General features: G+C 70.0%; 19 protein-coding genes and 1 tRNA gene. 9 read left to right on the forward strand and 11 right to left on the reverse strand.

What is annotated here, in order from left to right; genetic code table 11:
* Positions 1-23: 23 nt before the first annotated feature.
* From ACFYY2_RS27445 to ACFYY2_RS27455, 3 genes are all read right to left on the reverse strand, one after another.
* Positions 24-536, reverse strand: a complete 513-nt coding sequence (locus tag ACFYY2_RS27445) for a SigE family RNA polymerase sigma factor (RefSeq protein WP_388747814.1) — start codon at positions 534-536, stop codon at positions 24-26.
* Between the two features lie 427 nt (positions 537-963).
* A tRNA-Pro gene (locus ACFYY2_RS27450) sits at positions 964-1,037 on the reverse strand.
* Between the two features lie 88 nt (positions 1,038-1,125).
* Positions 1,126-2,064, reverse strand: coding sequence for a metallophosphoesterase (locus ACFYY2_RS27455; RefSeq protein ID WP_388747817.1), 939 nt, complete (start codon positions 2,062-2,064; stop codon positions 1,126-1,128).
* Between the two features lie 79 nt (positions 2,065-2,143).
* On the opposite strand from ACFYY2_RS27455, the gene ACFYY2_RS27460 reads away from it, so the two are divergent.
* Entirely contained in the window at positions 2,144-2,608 is a 465-nt protein-coding gene (locus tag ACFYY2_RS27460) for a GatB/YqeY domain-containing protein (protein WP_388747820.1), read from the forward strand.
* A 204-nt stretch (positions 2,609-2,812) separates the two neighbouring features.
* Here the strand turns inward: ACFYY2_RS27460 and ACFYY2_RS27465 are convergent, their stop codons facing one another.
* Complete coding sequence (locus ACFYY2_RS27465) at positions 2,813-5,032, reverse strand: transglycosylase domain-containing protein (RefSeq protein WP_388747823.1); 2,220 nt, start codon at positions 5,030-5,032, stop codon at positions 2,813-2,815.
* A gap of 593 nt (positions 5,033-5,625) precedes the next feature.
* Here ACFYY2_RS27465 and ACFYY2_RS27470 point away from each other — a divergent pair.
* On the forward strand, positions 5,626-6,003 hold the full coding sequence (locus ACFYY2_RS27470; protein ID WP_388747826.1) for a WhiB family transcriptional regulator: 378 nt from the start codon (positions 5,626-5,628) through the stop codon (positions 6,001-6,003).
* A 40-nt stretch (positions 6,004-6,043) separates the two neighbouring features.
* On the opposite strand, the gene ACFYY2_RS27475 is transcribed toward ACFYY2_RS27470, so the two are convergent.
* Together ACFYY2_RS27475 and ACFYY2_RS27480 are read right to left on the reverse strand one after the other, a co-directional pair.
* Complete coding sequence (locus ACFYY2_RS27475; RefSeq protein WP_388747829.1) at positions 6,044-7,477, reverse strand: ArsA family ATPase; 1,434 nt, start codon at positions 7,475-7,477, stop codon at positions 6,044-6,046.
* Positions 7,474-8,508 carry an ArsA family ATPase gene (locus tag ACFYY2_RS27480; protein WP_388747832.1) on the reverse strand — a complete coding sequence of 345 codons (1,035 nt, stop codon included), beginning with the start codon at positions 8,506-8,508 and terminating at the stop codon, positions 7,474-7,476. The genes ACFYY2_RS27475 and ACFYY2_RS27480 overlap by 4 nt, the downstream gene beginning before the upstream one ends.
* Before the next feature lie 71 nt (positions 8,509-8,579).
* Between ACFYY2_RS27480 and ACFYY2_RS27485 the strand changes: the two genes are divergently transcribed.
* The 4 genes from ACFYY2_RS27485 to ACFYY2_RS27500 all read left to right on the forward strand — a co-directional run bounded on the left by ACFYY2_RS27485 (position 8,580) and on the right by ACFYY2_RS27500 (position 11,081).
* Positions 8,580-8,738: a DUF4177 domain-containing protein gene (locus ACFYY2_RS27485; protein WP_003967454.1), complete on the forward strand. Its 159-nt coding sequence runs from the start codon at positions 8,580-8,582 to the stop codon at positions 8,736-8,738.
* On the forward strand, positions 8,738-9,208 hold the full coding sequence (locus ACFYY2_RS27490; protein WP_388747835.1) for a RidA family protein: 471 nt from the start codon (positions 8,738-8,740) through the stop codon (positions 9,206-9,208). Before ACFYY2_RS27485 ends, ACFYY2_RS27490 begins: the two co-directional genes overlap by 1 nt.
* Positions 9,209-9,327: 119 nt before the next feature.
* On the forward strand, positions 9,328-10,254 hold the full coding sequence (locus ACFYY2_RS27495) for an NUDIX hydrolase (protein ID WP_388747838.1): 927 nt from the start codon (positions 9,328-9,330) through the stop codon (positions 10,252-10,254).
* Positions 10,251-11,081: an MBL fold metallo-hydrolase gene (locus ACFYY2_RS27500; protein WP_388747841.1), complete on the forward strand. Its 831-nt coding sequence runs from the start codon at positions 10,251-10,253 to the stop codon at positions 11,079-11,081. Before ACFYY2_RS27495 ends, ACFYY2_RS27500 begins: the two co-directional genes overlap by 4 nt.
* Before the next feature lie 123 nt (positions 11,082-11,204).
* Here the strand turns inward: ACFYY2_RS27500 and ACFYY2_RS27505 are convergent, their stop codons facing one another.
* A complete protein-coding gene (locus tag ACFYY2_RS27505) occupies positions 11,205-11,879 on the reverse strand; it encodes a Crp/Fnr family transcriptional regulator (protein WP_014046869.1) in 675 nt (224 codons plus the stop codon).
* A gap of 301 nt (positions 11,880-12,180) precedes the next feature.
* On the opposite strand from ACFYY2_RS27505, the gene nth reads away from it, so the two are divergent.
* The 3 genes from nth to ACFYY2_RS27520 all read left to right on the forward strand — a co-directional run bounded on the left by nth (position 12,181) and on the right by ACFYY2_RS27520 (position 15,162).
* Positions 12,181-13,047, forward strand: a complete 867-nt coding sequence (gene nth, locus ACFYY2_RS27510; protein WP_388748057.1) for an endonuclease III — start codon at positions 12,181-12,183, stop codon at positions 13,045-13,047.
* 81 nt (positions 13,048-13,128) lie between these two features.
* A complete protein-coding gene (locus tag ACFYY2_RS27515; protein WP_388747844.1) occupies positions 13,129-13,866 on the forward strand; it encodes an NUDIX hydrolase in 738 nt (245 codons plus the stop codon).
* Between the two features lie 90 nt (positions 13,867-13,956).
* On the forward strand, positions 13,957-15,162 hold the full coding sequence (locus ACFYY2_RS27520) for a MarP family serine protease (RefSeq protein WP_388747847.1): 1,206 nt from the start codon (positions 13,957-13,959) through the stop codon (positions 15,160-15,162).
* 444 nt (positions 15,163-15,606) lie between these two features.
* On the opposite strand, the gene ACFYY2_RS27525 is transcribed toward ACFYY2_RS27520, so the two are convergent.
* The 4 genes from ACFYY2_RS27525 to nhaA form a co-directional block, all read right to left on the reverse strand.
* The gene (locus ACFYY2_RS27525; RefSeq protein ID WP_329038650.1) at positions 15,607-15,810 is read right to left on the reverse strand and encodes a hypothetical protein; all 204 of its coding nucleotides are present in this window, start codon (positions 15,808-15,810) and stop codon (positions 15,607-15,609) included.
* Positions 15,811-15,915: 105 nt separating this feature from the next.
* Complete coding sequence (locus tag ACFYY2_RS27530; protein ID WP_388747851.1) at positions 15,916-16,893, reverse strand: alpha/beta fold hydrolase; 978 nt, start codon at positions 16,891-16,893, stop codon at positions 15,916-15,918.
* The gene (locus tag ACFYY2_RS27535; RefSeq protein WP_388747854.1) at positions 16,890-17,420 is read right to left on the reverse strand and encodes a phage holin family protein; all 531 of its coding nucleotides are present in this window, start codon (positions 17,418-17,420) and stop codon (positions 16,890-16,892) included. The genes ACFYY2_RS27530 and ACFYY2_RS27535 overlap by 4 nt, the downstream gene beginning before the upstream one ends.
* A 39-nt stretch (positions 17,421-17,459) precedes the next feature.
* The gene (gene nhaA / locus ACFYY2_RS27540) at positions 17,460-18,863 is read right to left on the reverse strand and encodes a Na+/H+ antiporter NhaA (protein ID WP_388747856.1); all 1,404 of its coding nucleotides are present in this window, start codon (positions 18,861-18,863) and stop codon (positions 17,460-17,462) included.
* Between the last annotated feature and the right edge of the window lie 533 nt (positions 18,864-19,396).

The following is a 19,396-nucleotide window of genomic DNA, read 5'->3' on the forward strand; positions in this document are numbered from 1 at the left end:
GTCTTCGGAGACAGTCGGACTGATCAATTCGCGGCAAACTCGTTGATGCTGCCGCCTAGTTGAGCCCTCAGCCGGGCGAGCGCCCGAGTGCTGCGGGTCCGGACGGCCGCCGAGCTCACGTTGAGGACATCTGCGGTCTCCGTGACGGACCGGTCCTCCCAATACCGCAGCACTACCACCGCCCGGTCCTTCGCCGGCAGCGACCGTAACGCGTCCAGGAGCAGGAGCCGCAGGGAGGCGTCTCCCTGTCCGACGGCCGCCGACACCTCGGGAATCTCGTCACTGGGCCGCTCTCCGGCCGAACGCCGCCGCTGGTGTGCCAGAAAGGTACGCACCAGAACCGTCTGCGCGTATGCCGCCGGATTGGCAAGCTTCGACGACCGGCCCCACGCCACGTACATCCGCCCGAGCGTCTCCTGCACGAGATCCTCGGCGAGGTGAGTGTCGCCACTGGTCAACAAGCACGCTGAGCGGAACAGATATCCCTTACGGGCAGCCGCGAAATCCCGGAAACCACTCTCCTGGGACCGTCTCATTCGCCGTCCTCCCCCTTGCCTTACGACTTACACCATCTAGATGCGGTGGGAGTGGCGTGATGTTTCATCCGAGCCGTTTCCTTTTTCCACGAGCACATGAGCAAGTGCTTCCGGCGGCCGTCCGGCCGCCGGAAGCCGATGCCTTCCGGTGCTCGACGACCGTGTGGAATCGCCACGGCGCGTAAAGCGACGACGCGGCCGGCGCGTGATCCGGGCGCGCATGCCGGGATGTCGGCAGCGGACCATGGCGCGGAACCGTACGAGCGGATCACATCGCGACGGGGCGAGGGCCGGGCTTGTGGTGGGGCGCAGTAGCCGCACGACTACCGGGACCGTCCGCCTCACTCGGCTCCCAAGACGTCCCCGGAAACCACTCAGGGGCCTGATCCACTTAGTGGATCAGGCCCCTGACCTGGTGTTTCAGCTGTCGGGGTGGCGGGATTTGAACCCACGACCTCTTCGTCCCGAACGAAGCGCGCTGCCAAGCTGCGCTACACCCCGATGTCCACCGATTGTCCCGGCGACATCGATTACTTTAGCCCACCGTCGCCCGGAGGCGAAATCCGGTATTGCGGCTCGGCCGCCGTTCTCAGTCCCGGGGCGTCAGAGTCAGCAGGGTCGCCTCGGGAGGGCAGGCGAAGCGGACGGGGGTGTAGCGGTTGGTGCCGCAGCCGGCCGACACGTGGAGGTAGGCGCGCCGCTCGCCGACGGTGTGGGCGGAGAGGCCCTTCACCCGGTCCGTGTCCAGGTCGCAGTTGGTGACCAGGGCTCCGTAGAAGGGGATGCAGAGCTGGCCGCCGTGGGTGTGCCCCGCCAGGATCAGGGGGTAGCCGTCCGCCGTGAAGGCGTCCAGGGTGCGCAGGTAGGGGGCGTGGACGACCCCGATCGAGAGGTCTGCGCCCGTCTCGGGGCCGCCGGCCACCTCGTCGTACCGGTCCCGCTTGATGTGCGGGTCGTCCAGGCCGGTGAAGGCGATCTCGAGGCCGTCGGCCTTGATCCGTCCCCGGGTGTTGGTCAGGTTCAGCCAGCCCGCGTCGTCGAAGGCGTCCCGCATCGGCTCCCACGGGTTGTGGACCACGTCGACCGCGGGGGCGTTGCCGTTGAGGCCGTGCTTGCCCTGCATCTTCTCGAGGAGGTAGAGCGCGGGGTTGCGGAGCTTCGGCCCGTAGTAGTCGTTGGATCCGAAGACGTAGACCCCGGGGAACTCCATCAGCGGGCCGAGCGCGTCGAGCAGCTCGGGCACGGCCTCCGGGTCGGAGAGGTTGTCGCCGGTGTTCACCACGAAGTCCGGCCGGAGGCCGGCGAGGGACTGCAGCCACGCGCGCTTCTTGCGCTGACCGCTCACCATGTGGACGTCGGAGACCTGGAGTACGCGCAACGGGCGTGCCCCGTGCGGGAGTACGGGAACCGCGATCCGGCGCAGCCGGAACGACCGCGCCTCGAATCCGGCGGCGTACACGAGACCGGCGGCGCCGATCGCAGCGCCGACTGCCGTTGCTTTCAGGGGTACTCCGTAGCGTGCGCGCATGTGCCCATCGTCGCAGACACGGAGGGGGCGGACGAAAAGAGGCGGGCGGCGGGTGCCCCGTACCTGTCACAATCGCCGCATGACCACGCTCAAGTCCAAGCTCAAGGAAGACCTCACCACGGCCATGAAGGCGCGTGACGAGCTCACCTCGTCCACCCTCCGGCTCACCCTCACCGCGATCACCAAGGAAGAGGTCAGCGGCAGGACGGCGCGCGAACTCTCCGACGACGAGGTGCAGAAGGTGATCGCCAAGGAGGCGAAGAAGCGGCGTGAGGCGGCCGAGGCCTTCGCGCAGGGTGGCCGGACCGAGCAGGCCGAGCGGGAGAAGGCGGAGGGCGAGCTGCTGGACGCCTACCTGCCCAAGCAGCTCACCGACGACGAGCTCGACGTCATCGTCGCGCAGGCCGTCCAGGAGGCGAAGAGCGCCGGTGCTGAGGGGCCGCGGGCCATGGGCGCCGTCATGAAGATCGTCAACCCGAAGGTGGCCGGGCTCGCCGACGGAGGCCGGGTGGCCGCCACGGTGAAGAGGCTGCTCGCGGGCTGAGAAGCCGAGGCGGATGCGCGACGCTCCCACCCGAGCAGTGCCGCCCGCACCCCAGCCGTGCCGCCCGCACGGCTCGCGGCATCCGGTGCGTGACGCGGCGCGGAGGCTCCAAGGCATGGCGCGGAGGCTCCACCGCATGAGGAAGGGGCACCCCCGAGCGGGGGTGCCCCTTCCTCATGCCCTGTTCAGGTGGATCACAGCAGGTCAGGGGCCGTTGTTGCCCCGCGGGCGGCCGTCGTTGTGCCCGCCGATTCCGGGCGGGAAGGTGATGCCGGCGAAGGGGTCGGGCTTGCCGTCGTCGTCACCGTCATTGCCGCGGCCCTTGTCCGGCCCCTTGTCCTTCTCCTTCTTCTCCTCGCCGCGGGGCAGCGCGACCGCATTGAAGGAGGGGGTCTCCGACGCTTCCAGCGCGCCGGTCATCGCGGTGCGCCAGATCGGTCCGGGCAGACAGCCACCGCAGACCTTGTCGTAGTACTGACCGCCGATGGTGATGTTGTACATCGGCACCTTCTTGGCACCGTCGGATCCGACCCACACCGCCGTGGAGAGGTTCGGGGTGTAGCCGACGAACCACGCGTCCCTGCGCTCCTCCGTCGTTCCGGTCTTTCCCGCGTTGTCGCGGTCCGACAGGCCGGCCAGGGTTCCCGTGCCGTCCTCGACCACACCCTTGAGCATGGCGTTGATCGTGTCCGCCGTCTTCTCGCTCATCGCGGACGTGCACGTGGACTTGGGTACCCGCACCTTCTTGCCGTTGGCGTCCTTGATGGACTCGATGGCGATCGGCGTGCAGTAGGTGCCCCGGTTGGCGAACGTGGCGTAGGTGGCGGCCATGGAGAGCGGCGTGCTCACCTCACTGCCGAGCGTGATCGCGGGCTCCTCCACGAGCTGCTTGCTGTCACCGCGCTCGTAGCCCACCTTCTTGGCCATGGTGACCGTCTCGCACAGTCCGGCCTTCTGCTCCAGCAGGGCGAAGTAGGTGTTGATGGACTTGCCGAGCGCGCTCGTCATGTCCCAGGTGCCCTTCTCCTCCTCCAGCTCGTTCTGGACGGACCAGTCGCCGCCGCCCTGAGCCCCGGAGCAGTTGGTGTACTTGTTCTTCGGGACGGCCATCTTCCAGTCCGTCGAGAAGGTCTGTGCCGGGCTGACACCCTTCTCCAGCGCCGCCGCGGCGGTGATCGGCTTGAAGGTCGAGCCGACCTGGAAGCCGTAGGTGCTCCCGCCCATCTTGTTGCTGACGGCCAGGTTGAGCACCGTCTCGTGCTTCTTCTGGTCCAGGCCGTACGGGCGCGACTGGCCCATCGACAGGATCTTGCCGGTGCCCGGCTGGACCTGCACCACCGAGGCCGCGATCTTGTCGGTCTTGTTGACCTTCAGGGTGGACGCCTCGTTGGCCGCTTCCTGGGCCCGGGGGGACAGCGTGGTCTTGATGGTCAGGCCACCGAGGTTCCACAGCTTGGTGCGTTCCTCGTCCGTCTTGCCGAAGGCGGGGTTGGTCAGGATCGTCTTGCGCACGTAGTCGCAGAAGAACCCGGACCCCTCCACGGCCGTGATGCAGCCGTTCTTGGGCTGCCTGACCTTCAGCTTGAGCGGGGCGGCGATGGCCTTGTCGGCCTCGTCCTGCGAGATGTTGCCGACCGCCGCCATGCGCTGCAGGACGGTGTTGCGACGCTTGGTCGCCTCTTCCGAGTCGTTGACCGGGTCGTAGCGGGTCGGCGACTGGACGAGACCGGCGAGCATCGCGGCCTCCTCCAGCGTCAGGTCCTTGGCGTGCTTGGAGAAGTAGCGCTGCGAGGCGGCCTCGATGCCGTAGGCCTGCTGCCCGAAGAACGTGATGTTGAGGTAGTTCTCCAGGATCTTCTTCTTGCCGAGCTCCTCCTCGACCTGGATCGCGTACTTCAGCTCACGCACCTTGCGGCCCAGGGTCTGCTGAGTGGCCTCGGCGACCTTGTCCGGGTCGTCGCCCGCCTCCTCGACGAAGACGTTCTTCACGTACTGCTGGGTGAGCGTCGACGCGCCCTGCGCGGCCCCGCCCTCCTGCACGTTGCGGTTCATCGCACGCAGGATGCCCTTGAGGTCGACCGCGCCGTGCTTGTAGAAGCGTGAGTCCTCGATCGCGACGATCGCGTCCTGCATGTACGGCGAGATGTCCTTGAGCGGGACGACCGTACGGTCACGCGAGTAGACGGTGGCGATCATGCCGCCCTGGTTGTCCAGGATCGTCGTCCGCTGGCTCAGCGGTGGGGTCTTGAGGTTCGAGGGGATCTCGTCGAATCCCTCGACCGTTCCCTTGGCTGCGAGCCCCAGTGCTCCGGCGGCCGGCAGAGCGATGCCTGCCAGTACGGCTCCGGAGAGTGCGGCGACACCTAGGAACTTGGCGGCCTGCTGGGTCGTCGTGAGACCCCCGCCTGAGCGCTTCTTTGGCATGGGGGCAGCCTAATCCGTAGTCGGCGGTGATCCGCAGGGGCAGGGGCTCCCCGGAGCGTTCGAGTACCAGACCGTGACATGCGGGTGTGGCCGGACCGTTCTCCCTGCTCACGGCCGGGCCCAGCGAGTGGCATCGGCGGCCTCGCGGGTGAACCGTGTTCGACGCGCGTCCTGCGGGCAGGACGGCACGGCAATGCGAGGCGCCCAGGTTGCCATTCGCCGGACACGCGCACAGGCGTTGGCCTAAGCTGCTCTCAACTGTCACAGCAGTCCGATTTTGTATCAACCCCCATGCGCGGCCCTTTACGGATTTCGGCCACGGCCGGAGGCGTTCCCGAATTCGCCTTGTGTGTCGCTGAATGTCCGTTGTGAATTGGGTATCCTGTCCCGATTCCTTCGGGATAGTCACGCATGTCCTTGCGTCACTCCCCTGGGTGATCTGCCGCGTACGCATAGTCCGTTCGGGCCATTCAAGATTGGGCCCGAAGGGGGTGTTGTGCTGTCGCCACCTTCCGTAACGTCCTCAACTGGCAGCGGTGAATATGCCGCTACCGCCGTGGGGGAGCCTCGATTCGGGAGAGGACGGCGCCGGCATGGGCTGGGTAACCGACTGGAGTGCGCAGGCAGCCTGCCGCACTACCGATCCGGATGAACTGTTCGTACAAGGGGCAGCGCAGAACAGGGCCAAGGCGGTGTGCACCGGTTGTCCGGTGCGGACCGAGTGCCTGGCCGACGCGCTGGACAATCGCGTCGAATTCGGCGTGTGGGGCGGGATGACGGAGCGGGAGCGACGCGCACTGCTGCGCCGGCGGCCCACCGTCACGTCCTGGCGCCGTCTGCTGGAGACCGCGCGCGGTGAATACGAGCGGTCCTCGGGCCTGCTCCCCGCAGCGGTGGGTCTGGACGACGGACTGCATGACGACGGCCTGCACGACGACGAACTGCACGAGACGTTCGCCGCTGTGGGGTAGCGCCGCGCGGGCTTCCCCCGGGGGAAGCCCGGCGAAGTCCCTATGCGGCTCCGGCCGGAGCGGAAGCGGCCGCGAGCCGTTCCCCGATGGCCCTGAGACCCGAGAGGTCGTGCACGTCACCGGGCAGTGCGGCCACCTCGGTCACCGGGACCTCGGGGTGGAGCGTTGTGAAGCGGTCACGCGTGTCCTGTTCGCGCGCGACGACCTGCATCCGCTCGGCGTGCAGCCGCAGCAGGCCCGCTGCCAGCTGCTCGACGGACACGTCCTCCGTGGCGGTGGCGTCGTGCCGGTCTGCTTCCGTGTGCGTGGACGACTCGGACGGGTCGGGCGACGTGCTGTCGTGCCGCACCGTCCCGGGAACGCGCCGCTCACGTTCGCGGGACGTCCCGTCGTGCTGCGTCGGCTCATGTCGGTGCGGCTCGTTGCCGGGCTCGGGGGAGAGCGGTGGCTCGGGGGCTTCGGGCGGGACCGCGGCCGCCGGGTCCGCCGTGTCACCAAGGCCAGCCTTCCCGGCCGTCTGATCCACAATGCCGGCGCTCTCAAGATTTTCTGCGGCGGCCAGCGCCCGCTCCGCGGAGAGCCGTGCGGCCTCGCTGCCGTGCACCCGGTTGAGAACCAGCCCGGCCAGCGGCATCTCCTCCGCAGCCAGGCGTTCCACGAAGTACGCGGCCTCACGCAGCGCGTCCCGCTCGGGAGTGGCGACCACGAGGAACGCCGTACCGGGCGCCTGGAGCAGTTTGTACGTGGCGTCGGCCCGGGTACGGAATCCGCCGAACATGGAGTCCATCGCCGCGACGAAGGTCTGTACGTCGCGCAGGAACTGCCCGCCGAGCAGCTTGCCGAGCGTCCCCGTCATCATCGACATCCCGACGTTGAGGAACTTCATCCCGGCCCGGCCGCCGATCTTCGCCGGGGCGATCAGCACTCGGATGAACTTGCCGTCCAGGAAGGAGCCGAGACGTTTCGGCGCGTCCAGGAAATCCAGCGCGGAACGGGACGGCGGGGTGTCGACGACGATCAGGTCCCACTCGTCGCGAGCCCTCAGCTGCCCCAGCTTCTCCATCGCCATGTACTCCTGCGTGCCCGCGAAGCCGGCCGACAGGGACTGGTAGAAGGGGTTCTCCAGGATGGCGCGGGCCCGCTCGGCATCCGTGTGCGCCTCGACCGTCTCGTCGAAGGTGCGCTTCATGTCGAGCATCATGGCGTGCAGTTCGCCCTCGCCGTCGATGCCCTCGACGCGGCGGGGGACGTTGTCCAGGCGGTCGATGCCCATCGACTGCGCGAGGCGGCGGGCAGGGTCGATCGTCAGGACGACGACCTTGCGGCCGCGCTCCGCCGCCCGCACACCGAGCGCCGCCGCGGTCGTGGTCTTGCCCACGCCCCCGGATCCGCAGCACACGACGATGCGGATGCCGGGATCGTCCAGGAGCGCGTCGGTGTCCAGCCCCGGTGCGGTGTCCGTGCCCGGCGTCATGACTCCGCCCCTTCTCCCGTTGCGCGCCGCCCGCCGGCTCCGGGCTTCTGCCCCGCCTCGTCCGCCGCCTCGTCGCCGACACCCTGTTTGCGGAACTCCTCGGCCAGCTCGTACAGCCCGGACAGGCTCACACCCTCGCCCATCAGCGGGAGCTCGGACATGGGCAGTCCGAGCCCGGCCAGCACCGCGCGCTGTTCGCGTTCCAGGCCGACCCGCTGGGCGTGCTCGGCCGCCTGCGCGATCAGAGGCCGCACGAGAGCCGCGGAACCGGTCACGCCCGCCCGGGTGAGCGTCTTCGCGATCTCCTTGCGCCGGCCGCCCGACGCGGTGCGCAGCGCGTCCTCGTCCAGCAGGTGCGGGCGCACCATGTTCACGACGATCCGGCCCACGGGCAGTTCCGCCGCTCGCAGCTCCGCGATGCCGTCCGCGGTCTCCTGGACCGGCATCTCCTCCAGGAGTGTCACGAGGTGGACCGCGGTCTCGGGGGACTTCAGGACCCTCATCACGGCCTGCGCCTGATTGTGTATCGGGCCGATCCGGGCGAGCCCGGCCACCTCGTCGTTCACGTTGAGGAAGCGGGTGATGCGCCCGGTGGGAGGGGCGTCCATGATCACGTGGTCGTAGACGAACCTGCCTTGCTTGTCCTTGCGCCGTACGGCTTCGCAGGCCTTGCCGGTCAGCAGGACGTCCCGGACGCCCGGCGCGATGGTGGTGGCGAAGTCGATCGCGCCGAGCTTCTTCAGCGCCCGCCCGGCGCTCCCCAGCTTGTAGAACATCTGGAGGTAGTCCAGGAGGGCGCGCTCGGCGTCGATGGCGAGGGCGTGGACCTCGCCGCCGCCGGGGGCCACCGCGATCCTGCGTTCCTCGTAGGGAAGGGCCTCGGACTCGAAGAGCTGGGCGATGCCCTGTCTGCCCTCGACCTCGACCAGGAGGGTGCGCCTGCCCTCGGTCGCGAGGGCGAGCGCGAGTGCGGCGGCGACCGTGGTCTTACCGGTCCCGCCCTTGCCGCTGACGACCTGGAACCTGCTCACGTCTTCGAGCCTAACCAGTCGGCGGGCAGGCTACGCACGAGGCCGCATGTGCCAGGCATTACAGTCGGCTCATGACCAAGTGGGAATACGCGACCGTGCCGCTTCTCGTGCACGCGACCAAGCAGATTCTGGACACCTGGGGCGAGGACGGCTGGGAGCTGGTCCAGGTCGTTCCCGGCCCGAACAACCCCGAGCAGCTCGTGGCCTACCTGAAGCGGGAGAAGGCCTAGTGGCCGGCGCCGTCGAGGCGAAGCTCGCCGAACTCGGCCTGGCCCTGCCCGACGTCGTACCGCCACTGGCCTCCTATCAGCCGGCGGTGCGGTCCGGGGTGTACGTCTACACCTCCGGCCAGCTCCCGATGGTGGACGGCAAGCTCGCGGTGACGGGCAAGGTCGGCGCCGAGGTGACGGCGGACGAGGCCAAGGAGCTCGCCAGGACCTGCGCGCTGAACGCACTGGCGGCCGTGAAGTCGGTCGCCGGTGACCTGGACCGGATCGCACGCGTCGTGAAGGTCGTCGGCTTCGTCGCCTCAGCCTCCGACTTCACCGGACAGCCGGGTGTGATCAACGGTGCGAGCGAACTGCTGGGCGCCGTCCTCGGCGACAAGGGTGTGCACGCCCGCAGCGCCGTCGGTGTGGCGGTGCTGCCGCTGGACGCGCCCGTCGAGGTCGAGATCCAGGTCGAGCTCGTCGACGCCTGATCCCTTCCACGTCCCTGATCCCGCCCGGTCCCGTGACCGGGCGGGATCACGCGTCCACGGGACCGCCGCGGTGTCCGGGACCCCTCGAACATCGGCGCGGTTCCGGATAGCCTCCGGCCATGTCCAACGGTCAGTGGTACCCACCGGAATGGCCCGCCCGCATCAGGGCCCTCGCCAGCGGCGAGCTGACGGCCGTCGCACCTCGGCGGGCGGCCACGGTCATGCTGCTCCGGGACGATCCGTCCGGCCCGGGTGCGGGGGCTCCGGCCGTCCACATGCTGCGCCGGCGCACCTCGATGGCTTTTGCGGGGGGCGCGTACGCCTATCCGGGTGGCGGGGTCGACCCGCGCGACGACGACCTGCTGGTGCGCTGGGCGGGGCCGTCCCTGGAGAGGTGGGCGGAACGCCTCGGCGTCGACACGGCCGCCGAGGCGCAGGCCGTCGTCTGTGCGGCGGTCCGGGAGACGTACGAGGAGGCGGGTGTCCTGCTGGCCGGGCAGACCGCCGACATCGTCGTCAGCGACACCACGGGTGCCGACTGGGAGGCCGACCGCGAGGCCCTCGTCGCCCGTGAGCTGTCCTTCGCCGGCTTCCTGGACCGCCGGGGCCTGGTGCTGCGCTCGGACCTGCTGGCGGCGTGGGCGCGCTGGATCACGCCTGCGTTCGAGCCGCGCCGGTACGACACCTGGTTCTTCGTGGCCGCGCTCCCGGAGGGGCAGCGCACCCGCAACGCCTCCACCGAGGCGGACCGCACGGTCTGGATCAGGCCCGGCGAGGCCGCTGACGGCTACGACCGGGGCGAACTGCTGATGATGCCGCCCACCGTGGCCACCCTGCGGGCGCTGAGACCGTACGGGACGGCCGGAGAGGCGCTGAAGGCGGCGGAATCCCAGGACCTCGCTCCCGTACTCGCGGAGGCCCGCATGGAGGGTGACGAGCTGGTGCTGACCTGGCCTGGGCACGAGGAGTTCACCAAGCACGTGCCGGCGGGCGACGGGCCGGCCCCCTCCTCATCTGCCGCCGCACCGGGCGGAGGACCCGTATGAGCGACGCGGCCGCGCTGCCGGGACAGCCCCGCGGCGGGGTTCTCTCCGGTCCCGCCACCACCCGCGCCGTCAACGTCCTGGCACCGAACCCCTCCGCGATGACCCTGGACGGGACGAACACCTGGATCGTCGCGGAACCGGACTCCGACCTCGCCGTCGTGATCGACCCGGGGCCGCTCGACGACGCACACCTCCGGGCCGTCATCGAGACGGCGGAGCGGGCGGGCCGGCGCGTGGGGCTCACTCTGCTCACGCACGGGCATCCCGACCACGCGGAGGGGGCCGCGCGTTTCGCCGAGCTCACCCGTACCAAGGTGCGGGCCCTGGACGTGGCGCTGCGGCTCGGCGACGAAGGGCTCGCGGCGGGCGACGTGATCACGACCGGCGGCCTCGAACTCCGGGTGGTGCCCACCCCTGGGCACACGTCGGACTCGCTGTCCTTCCACCTGCCGGCCGACGGGGCCGTGCTGACGGGCGACACGGTCCTCGGGCGCGGTACCACCGTCGTCGCCCACCCGGACGGGAGGCTCGGCGACTACCTGGACACCCTGCGGCGGCTGCGGTCGCTCACGGTCGACGACGGGGTGCACACGGTCCTCCCGGGGCACGGCCCCGTGCTGGAGGACGCCCAGGGTGCGGTCGAGTTCTATCTCGCGCACCGGGCCCACCGCCTGGCACAGGTCGAGACGGCCGTGGAGGCGGGGCACCGGACGCCCGCCGAGGTGGTGGCGGCGGTGTACGCGGATGTGGACCGTTCCCTGTGGCCCGCGGCCGAGCTGTCGGTACGGGCCCAGATGGAGTACCTGACGGAACACGGCCTGATCTGACCGGCGGGTTCGCACGGAGAAGGCCCCACCGGTGGTGGGGCCTTCTCTGCGGTCACGGGGGCTTCCCGCCCGGGTGTCCCTGGGGGCGGGCGTCCGGCCCGGAGGGCGCGCGGCGGTGGAGCGTCAGCGGGACCGCTTGGCCAGCCGCTCGACGTCGAGCAGGATCACGGCACGCGCTTCCAGGCGCAGCCAGCCGCGGCCCGCGAAGTCCGCGAGTGCCTTGTTGACCGTCTCGCGGGAGGCGCCGACCAGCTGGGCCAGCTCCTCCTGGGTGAGGTCGTGCACGACGTGGATGCCCTCCTCGGACTGCACGCCGAAGCGGCGCGACAGGTCGAGGAGCGCGCGGGCGACGCGGCCCGGCACGTCGGAGAAGACCAGGTCGGACATCTGGTCGTTGGTCTTGCGCAGCCGGCGGGCGACGGCGCGGAGCAGCGCGGTGGCCACCTCGGGGCGTGCGTTCAGCCAGGGCTGGAGGTCTCCGTGACCGAGGCCGAGGAGCTTGACCTCCGTGAGCGCGGTCGCGGTCGCCGTGCGCGGGCCCGGGTCGAAGAGCGAAAGCTCGCCGATCAGCTCGCCGGGGCCGAGGACGGCCAGCATGTTCTCCCGCCCGTCGGGGGAGGTGCGGTGAAGCTTCACCTTGCCCTCGGTGACCACGTACAGGCGGTCGCCCGGGTCGCCCTCGTGGAACAGCGCGTCGCCGCGTGCGAGGGTCACCTCACTCATCGAGGCGCGGAGCTCCGCGGCCTGCTCGTCATCGAGCGCCGCGAAAAGCGGGGCGCGCCGCAGAACGTCGTCCACGAGTTCTCTCCTTGTCGGCCTGTTCAGGGAAGCGTCGTTTCCATGATGCCGGACGGTAAAACCGTGCGATCGATCACAAACCAGTTTGACGCACGGGCGTGCCGGACCCTACGGCAGGGGGCCGATCGGGCGCGGATGCGCGGTGACCGGGGCGGATGTCGGCGCCGGGCTCTAGGCTGGCCGGGTGTCCGGAACGCCGGTGACAGCGCAGGCCAAGGGGGCTGATGGGGTGTCGGGAGACAAGAATTCCGCCGTGGGCGAACACGGTGCACGAAGTGGCGGAAATGCCGCAAAAGGCCGGATCGGTGCATCGGCTTCCAAGCCCGCTTCGGCTGCCAGGTCCGCTTCGGCGGCCAGGACCGCAGCGGCCGCCAAGCCTGCATCGGCGGCCAAGCCCGCGAAGCCGGAGTCGCATCTCGCGATGGTCCGCCGCGCCCGGCGGATGAACCGCGAGCTCGCCGAGGTCTATCCGTACGCCCACCCGGAGCTGGACTTCCGCAATCCCTTCGAGCTCCTGGTCGCCACGGTCCTCTCCGCCCAGACCACCGACCTGAGGGTCAACCAGACCACCCCCGCGCTCTTCGCCGCCTATCCGACCCCCGAGGACATGGCCGCCGCCGTCCCCGAGGAACTGGAGGCGGTCATCCGCCCGACCGGCTTCTTCAGGGCCAAGGCGCGCTCCCTGATGGGCCTGTCCGCCGCTCTGAGGGACGACTTCGGCGGCGAGGTGCCGGGCCGTCTCGCCGATCTGGTGAAGCTGCCAGGCGTCGGGCGCAAGACGGCCAACGTCGTCCTCGGCAACGCGTTCGGCGTGCCCGGCATCACGGTGGACACCCACTTCGGCCGGCTGGTCCGGCGATGGAAGTGGACCGAGCAGGAGGACCCGGAGAAGGTGGAGGCGGAGATCGCCGCGATCTTCCCGAAGAGCGAGTGGACGATGCTCTCGCACCGCGTGGTCTTCCACGGCCGCCGTATCTGCCATTCCCGCAAGCCGGCCTGCGGCGCCTGTCCCATCGCGTCGCTCTGCCCCGCCTACGGCGAGGGCGAGACGGACCCGGAGAAGGCGAGGAAGCTCCTGAAGTACGAGATGGGCGGCTACCCGGGCCAGCGCCTCAGCCCGCCCCCGGACTACCCGGGCACCCCCGCTCCGCCCCTGGGAGCCGGGTGAACTCTCCTCCGGCGGACCCACCGGCCGGGGGTGTGCGGAACGAATCGGCCGATGGCACGCGTTGGATCGACGGGGGTGCACATGACGCACGCACAAAAGACACGGGCCGCCGACGAGGCGGCCGCAGAGGAGACGGACACGGCCAGCGACGACGCGATCGCCGTCACCACGGACGGGCTGCCGGCCTGGCTCGACCCCGTCGCCCGCGCGGCGCGGACCGTTCGCGCCCGGCAGCTCAGCCGCTTCCTGCCGCCCGAGAGCGGCGCGGGGCGCCAGTCCGCGGTCCTGGTCCTCTTCGGCGAGGGCGAGCGCGGTCCCGAGCTGCTCCTGATGGAGAGATCCGGTTCCCTGCGCTCCCACGCCGGCCAGCCGTCCTTCCCCGGCGGCTCGCTCGACCCCGAGGACGGCGACCACACGACCACCGGACCGCTCCGGGCCGCACTGCGTGAGGCCGAGGAGGAGACGGGGCTCGATCCGGACGGCGTCCAGATCTTCGGAGTGCTTCCGCGGCTCTACATCCCGGTGAGCGGTTTCGTCGTCACGCCGGTCCTCGGGTGGTGGCGGACACCGAGCCCGGTGGCCGCCGTCGATCCGGCCGAGACGGCACGGGTCTTCACCGTGCCCGTGGCGGATCTCACGGATCCCGCGAACCGGGCGACGGCAGTCCACCCGAGCGGGCACCAGGGTCCGGCATTTCTGGTCGAATCCGCACTCGTATGGGGCTTCACAGCCGGTGTGATCGACAGGATTGTGCACTACGCGGGATGGGAACGCCCCTGGGACAGGACCAAGCAGGTGCCGCTCGACTGGCGCGCATGACAGGCTGACTCCCGTGCTGCGCGTTCCGGGCCTGGCCCGGACCCCGTCCAACCGGACGGGCCAGGTGACGAATCTGCGAGGCTATAGACGGTGAACGTGCTCGACATCCTGCTGCTCGTCGGCGCCGTGTGGTTCGCGGTCATCGGTTACCGCCAGGGTTTCGTCGTCGGCATCCTGTCCGTGATCGGGTTCCTGGGCGGTGGCCTCGCCGCCGTCTACCTGCTGCCGGTCATCTGGGACCAGGCGACCGACGGGTCCGAGGTCTCCTCCACGGCCGCCATCGTCGCGGTCGTGATCGTGATCGTGTGCGCCTCGGTGGGCCAGGCGTTCACCACCCACCTCGGCAGCCGGCTCCGGCGGTACATCACGTGGTCGCCGGCCCGGGCCCTGGACGCCACGGGCGGCTCCCTGGTCAACGTGGTGGCCATGCTGCTCGTCGCCTGGCTGATCGGCTCCGCCCTGGCGGGTACGTCCCTGCCGACGCTGGGCAAGGAGGTCCGCAGCTCATCGGTGCTGCTCGGGGTCTCCCGGGTGATGCCCACCCAGGCGTCCACCTGGTTCACCGACTTCTCCTCCGTCCTCGCGCAGAACGGCTTCCCGCAGGTCTTCAGCCCCTTCGCCAACGAGCCCATCACGGAGGTCGAGCCCCCGGACCCGGCGCTGGCCGGCAGCCAGGTCGCCGCACGCGCGAAGAAGTCCATCGTCAAGGTCGTCGGCATGGCGCCGGGCTGCGGCAAGGTCCTCGAAGGGACCGGCTTCGTGTTCTCCGACCGCCGGGTGATGACCAACGCGCACGTCGTCGGCGGCGTCGACGAGCCGACCGTGCAGATCGGTGGCGAGGGCCGGCTGTACGACGCCAAGGTCGTCCTCTACGACTGGCAGCGCGACATCGCCGTACTCGACGTCCCCGACCTCGATGCCGAGCCGCTGCGCTTCACCGGCACGGACGACGACGCGGAGAGCGGTGACAGCGCCATCGTCGCGGGCTTCCCGGAGAACGGCGCCTACGACGTGCGCTCCGCGCGCATCCGAGGCCGCATCGACGCCAACGGCCCCGACATCTACCACCGGGGCACCGTGCGGCGCGATGTGTACTCCCTGTTCGCGACCGTGCGCCAGGGGAACTCGGGCGGCCCGCTGCTCACCCCCGAGGGCAAGGTCTACGGAGTGGTGTTCGCCAAGTCGCTCGACGACCCGGACACGGGGTACGCGTTGACCGCCGACGAGATCCGCCAGGACATCGCCCTCGGCAAGGACTCGGCCCAGCAGGTCGACAGCCAGGGCTGCGCCCTCTGAGAGAGCCGCGTGCCCTCCCCGGGATCCGCGGAGGGCATGGTCGGTATGCGGCGGAAGCGGGTGCGCGCGCCGCAGGTGCGTCAGGGGCGGGGTGACCGGCCGACGGCGCGTGCGGAACGGTCTCCGGCCGGAACCCGTACCTGCCCGAGCGGATCGAGACCGCCGAGGAGGCGATCGCCGCGGGCAGTTACGCCCGCGTCCGGACGTAGCCCGGAACCGCGTGCGGACGTACCCGGAACCTGCGGAACCGCATGCGGACGTGATCCGGAGCCTCCACGGGCCTCCGCCGGTACGCCCTCGGGCCGAGCCCCGGACTCACGCTGAGGCCCCAGAAGCCGACGTCCTCGGAGCCGGTGGTCCTGAAACCGGTGGTCCTAGAACCGGTGTCCTTGCAGCCGGTGTTCCGGGATCCCGCGCGTGGTGTGCGTCATCGAGGTACGCCCGTCATCCGCGGGTATGACGGAGCCGCGCGGACACCCAGCGCGCCCGGCGCGTGAGAATGCGCGGGATTCCCAGTCGGAGATCGTGAAATTCACTCACATCGTGCACCCGGCTCCGGGAGCCGCCCCCCTCGTGAATGCTCGGACCGGCAGGAGCGGTCGAGCGGCGGTTGCGTGCTGCGTCACTGAAGTCGCGCGTCCAGCCCATACCCCGACGTCTGCCCGTGACCCATGGTCGGTAATCGCGTGCGAGTCAGCCAATTGGCTTATGCGGCAGGCAAGTGGCTGTTCGTCAGACACGCGTGCCCATCGGTCACCGGTCGGGCTCGGGGTCCTTGAGCCAGTTGACGAGTTCGGTCGAGAAGCCGACCGGATCCTCCTCGTGCGGGAAGTGCCCGAGACCGTCGAAAAGTCGCCACCTGTACGGTGCCTCGACGTACTCGCCCGATCCCGCGGAACTACGCGTCCGGATCGCGGGATCCAGCGAGCCGTGCAGGTGCAGTGTCGGTACCCGCACCGGGCGCTTCATCCGGCGGTTGAACTGCACACCGTCCGGACGAGCCAGGGAGCGGACCATCCAGCGGTACGGCTCGATCGAGCAGTGCGCCGTCGAGGGGATGCACATCGCCCGGCGGTACACGTCCAGGGTCTCGTCGCCGGGGAAGTCCGGGGTGCGCGGTCCCGACCAGTCCCGGATCATCTTCGCCACCAACGCGGCGTCGTCCGCCACGAGCTGACGCTCCGGCACCCAGGGCCGCTGAAAACCCCACACGTGCGACCCGGCCCGGGACTGGGCGAGATCGGAGAGCATCGAGGAACGCCAGCGGCGCGGGTGCGGCATCGACGACACGACGAGACGCCGCACCAGCTTGGGACGCATCACGGCCGCCGTCCAGGCGAGGTAACCGCCCATGTCGTGACCCACCAGCGCCGCGTCCGGCTCGCCGAGGGAGCGGATGACCCCGGTGACGTCGAGCGCCAGGTTCGCCGGGTCGTAGCCACGGGGCGTACGGTCGCTGCCGCCCACGCCCCGCAGGTCCATCGCCACCGCACGGTATCCGGCGTCGGCAAGCGCGGTCAGCTGATGGCGCCAGGTCCACCAGAACTGCGGGAAGCCGTGGAGCAGCAGCACCAGCGGCCCGTCACCGAGCTCGGCGATGTGGAAGCGCGCGCCGTTGGCCGCCACGTCGCGGTGGGTCCAGGGCCCTTCGATACGGACGGGGCCACCGGAACCGGCGGCCGCTCCCAACGGGCCAACCGGACCGGATGCGCTGAAATCGGGGTCGGTCATGTGGATGAGCGTGTCACAGCCGCAGGCTTGTCCAGCACCGGACGGCCTTCGATCGCCCGGTCGGCGAGCGAACTGCCCGGGGCCTGCTCGATCGCAACCGCGGTCACGGCGGGGCGGGGATGCGGCTTGACGCCCTGCAGCACCGCCGCGGTCTGCTTGGCCGAAGCGATGGACTTCTCCGGCGGCTTGACCTTCTTGAACTTGGCCAGCCCGAAGAGGGCGAGCAGCACGCCCAACAGGATGAACGCACCGCCCACGATCAGGAACGACCACGCGAGGCCGAGGCCGAGGTTGTGGATCCCGTAGGCCGCGGCGAAGCTCAGCACGGGAATCGCGAAGAGGATCAGCACGCCCGTGACGATGAACGCCACGCTGCCGATCACGCCGCGCTTGACGTCCTGGCGCACCTCGGCCTTGGCCAGCGCGATCTCGTCGTGCACCAGCGCGGACATCTCGGCCGTCGCCGAAGCGAACAGCTGGCCGATACTACGGTCGGTGCTGCCCGCGTAGTTGCCGGGGTCGCTCATCCCTGACTCCCTCTCCTTTTGCGTACATCCGATGTCAGATCATGCCGGACTGTCCGGCTCGCTGCTCGCTGCCCCCGCCCGTTCGGCAAGGCGGCGGTGCTCCGCGGCCTTCCGTTCGTGGAGCGCGGCCATGCGCAGGTGGTACGCGGGGTCGCCCTGCTCGTACACGTCGGGAACCCCTGATCCGTCCTCGTCGAGCTCCTCCGCGTCGTACAGGGCCCTGTATCTGCGTACCCGCAGTTTCAGCAGTACACCGGAGACTACGGCGGCAATCAGGGAACCGATGAGGACCGCCGCCTTGACCTCGTTGATCATGTCCTCGTCGCCGGCGAACGCCAGTTCCCCGATGAGCAGTGAGACGGTGAAACCGATACCGGCCAGAGTGGCGACCGCCAGGACGTCGGCCCAGGCCAGATCCGCGTTCAACCGGGCCCTGGTGAACCGGGTGACGAGCCAGGTGCCGCCGAAGACGCCCACGGTCTTGCCGACGACGAGACCGAGCACCACTCCGAGCGTTTCGGGCCGGGTGAACACGGCAGTGAGGGCATCACCCTTGAGGACGACACCGGCCGTGAAGAGCGCGAACAGCGGGACCGCGAGACCGGCGGACACGGGGCGGACCACGTGTTCGATGCGCTCTCCGGGGGACTGCGCCTCGCCCTCACGCCGGGTGCAGCGAAGCATGAGGCCCATGGCGACTCCGGCGATCGTGGCATGGACGCCGCTGTTGTACATCAGCCCCCAGATCACCAGCGCCAGCGGGAGGTAGACGTACCAGCCCCTCACCCCGGCCCGCAGCAGCAGATGGAAGACGGCGAGGCCGACGACCGCGCCACCGAGGGCGAGGAAGTCGATGTCCTCGGTGAAGAAGACCGCGATGATGAGGATGGCGAAGAGGTCGTCCACCACTGCGAGCGTCAGGAGGAAGGCGCGCAGTGCCGCCGGCAGCGAGGTGCCGATGACCGCGAGGACGGCGAGCGCGAACGCGATGTCCGTGGCGGTGGGTACGGCCCAGCCGGCGGTGGTCCCGCCACCGAGCGCGGCGGTCAGGGCGTAGACGGCTGCGGGGACCGCCATGCCGCACAGTGCCGCCGCGACGGGCAGGGCCGCTGCGCGGGGGTCGCGGAGTTCACCGGCGACCAGTTCCCTCTTGAGCTCGACGCCCGCTACGAAGAAGAAGACGGCGAGAAGCCCGTCGGCCGCCCAGTGGGCTACCGACAGGTGCAGGCCCAGGGACTCTGGGCCGAAGTGAAAATCGCTGACCGTCGTGTAGCCCGATCCGAAGGTGTTGGCCCAGATCAGCGCGGTGACGGCAGCGGCCAGGAGGATGACGCCGCCGACGGTCTCGGTGCGCAGCGCCTCGACGAGGTAGTTCCGCTCGGGCAGGGAGAGCCGGCCGAAGAGAGTGCCGCGGCGGTCGGTCGGTGGAGGGGGCGGGGCCACGAGAGGTACCTCCGGGTCGGATTACGGCAGTGACGGCATGGTGGATTCACATGCCGACCAGACTTCCCGGCGCCCCTGTGGAGATGTCATATGTAGTTGTCGCCGCACTCGCGGCCGCGCTTGTCGCTCTTCTGGCAGACGTGTGCGCGGTTCGGGTGCGGTTCGTGCACGTTCGGGTGATCGTAACGCGCGTGGCCCGGAACGACGCGCGTGCCTGGGGTGAGTGCGCCCTCGACGTGCGCGGCCGACGTGTGGCGAGAGCGCACGCGCGACACGCCACGTCGGTGGAACCACCACTTCACGGGGGTGATCGGAACGGTATCCGGGTCCGGCACCGTTCGCCCGAAAGCGTGCGGCGGTTCTCGCGTGTTCGTCGCCGTCTGTCGGGTTGAGGCCGTTGCCCGGTTGCGGCCACCGGCCTCCCCTGGCCCGTCCGTCCTGCCATGTCCCGCTCGGGCAGCACGAGGGGCACCCGGCAGCGCTCGGGTGCCCCTGGCAGCGGTATCAGCGGCGATCAGCGGATTCAACGGTGA

Origin of the sequence: Streptomyces sp. NPDC001822, assembly GCF_042892135.1 — a bacterium.
Classification (GTDB): Bacteria; Actinomycetota; Actinomycetes; order Streptomycetales; family Streptomycetaceae; genus Streptomyces.

What these genes read in the sequence shown, in the direction of transcription:
- ACFYY2_RS27445 (WP_388747814.1), bottom strand. Translation starts at nt 536, where the DNA reads ATGAGACGGTCCCAGGAGAGTGGTTTCCGGGATTTCGCGGCTGCCCGT.
- ACFYY2_RS27455 (WP_388747817.1), bottom strand. Translation starts at nt 2,064, where the DNA reads ATGCGCGCACGCTACGGAGTACCCCTGAAAGCAACGGCAGTCGGCGCT.
- ACFYY2_RS27460 (WP_388747820.1), top strand. Translation starts at nt 2,144, where the DNA reads ATGACCACGCTCAAGTCCAAGCTCAAGGAAGACCTCACCACGGCCATG.
- ACFYY2_RS27465 (WP_388747823.1), bottom strand. Translation starts at nt 5,032, where the DNA reads ATGCCAAAGAAGCGCTCAGGCGGGGGTCTCACGACGACCCAGCAGGCC.
- ACFYY2_RS27470 (WP_388747826.1), top strand. Translation starts at nt 5,626, where the DNA reads ATGGGCTGGGTAACCGACTGGAGTGCGCAGGCAGCCTGCCGCACTACC.
- ACFYY2_RS27475 (WP_388747829.1), bottom strand. Translation starts at nt 7,477, where the DNA reads ATGACGCCGGGCACGGACACCGCACCGGGGCTGGACACCGACGCGCTC.
- ACFYY2_RS27485 (WP_003967454.1), top strand. Translation starts at nt 8,580, where the DNA reads ATGACCAAGTGGGAATACGCGACCGTGCCGCTTCTCGTGCACGCGACC.
- ACFYY2_RS27495 (WP_388747838.1), top strand. Translation starts at nt 9,328, where the DNA reads ATGTCCAACGGTCAGTGGTACCCACCGGAATGGCCCGCCCGCATCAGG.
- ACFYY2_RS27500 (WP_388747841.1), top strand. Translation starts at nt 10,251, where the DNA reads ATGAGCGACGCGGCCGCGCTGCCGGGACAGCCCCGCGGCGGGGTTCTC.
- ACFYY2_RS27515 (WP_388747844.1), top strand. Translation starts at nt 13,129, where the DNA reads ATGACGCACGCACAAAAGACACGGGCCGCCGACGAGGCGGCCGCAGAG.
- ACFYY2_RS27525 (WP_329038650.1), bottom strand. Translation starts at nt 15,810, where the DNA reads ATGGGCTGGACGCGCGACTTCAGTGACGCAGCACGCAACCGCCGCTCG.
- ACFYY2_RS27530 (WP_388747851.1), bottom strand. Translation starts at nt 16,893, where the DNA reads ATGACCGACCCCGATTTCAGCGCATCCGGTCCGGTTGGCCCGTTGGGA.
- ACFYY2_RS27535 (WP_388747854.1), bottom strand. Translation starts at nt 17,420, where the DNA reads ATGAGCGACCCCGGCAACTACGCGGGCAGCACCGACCGTAGTATCGGC.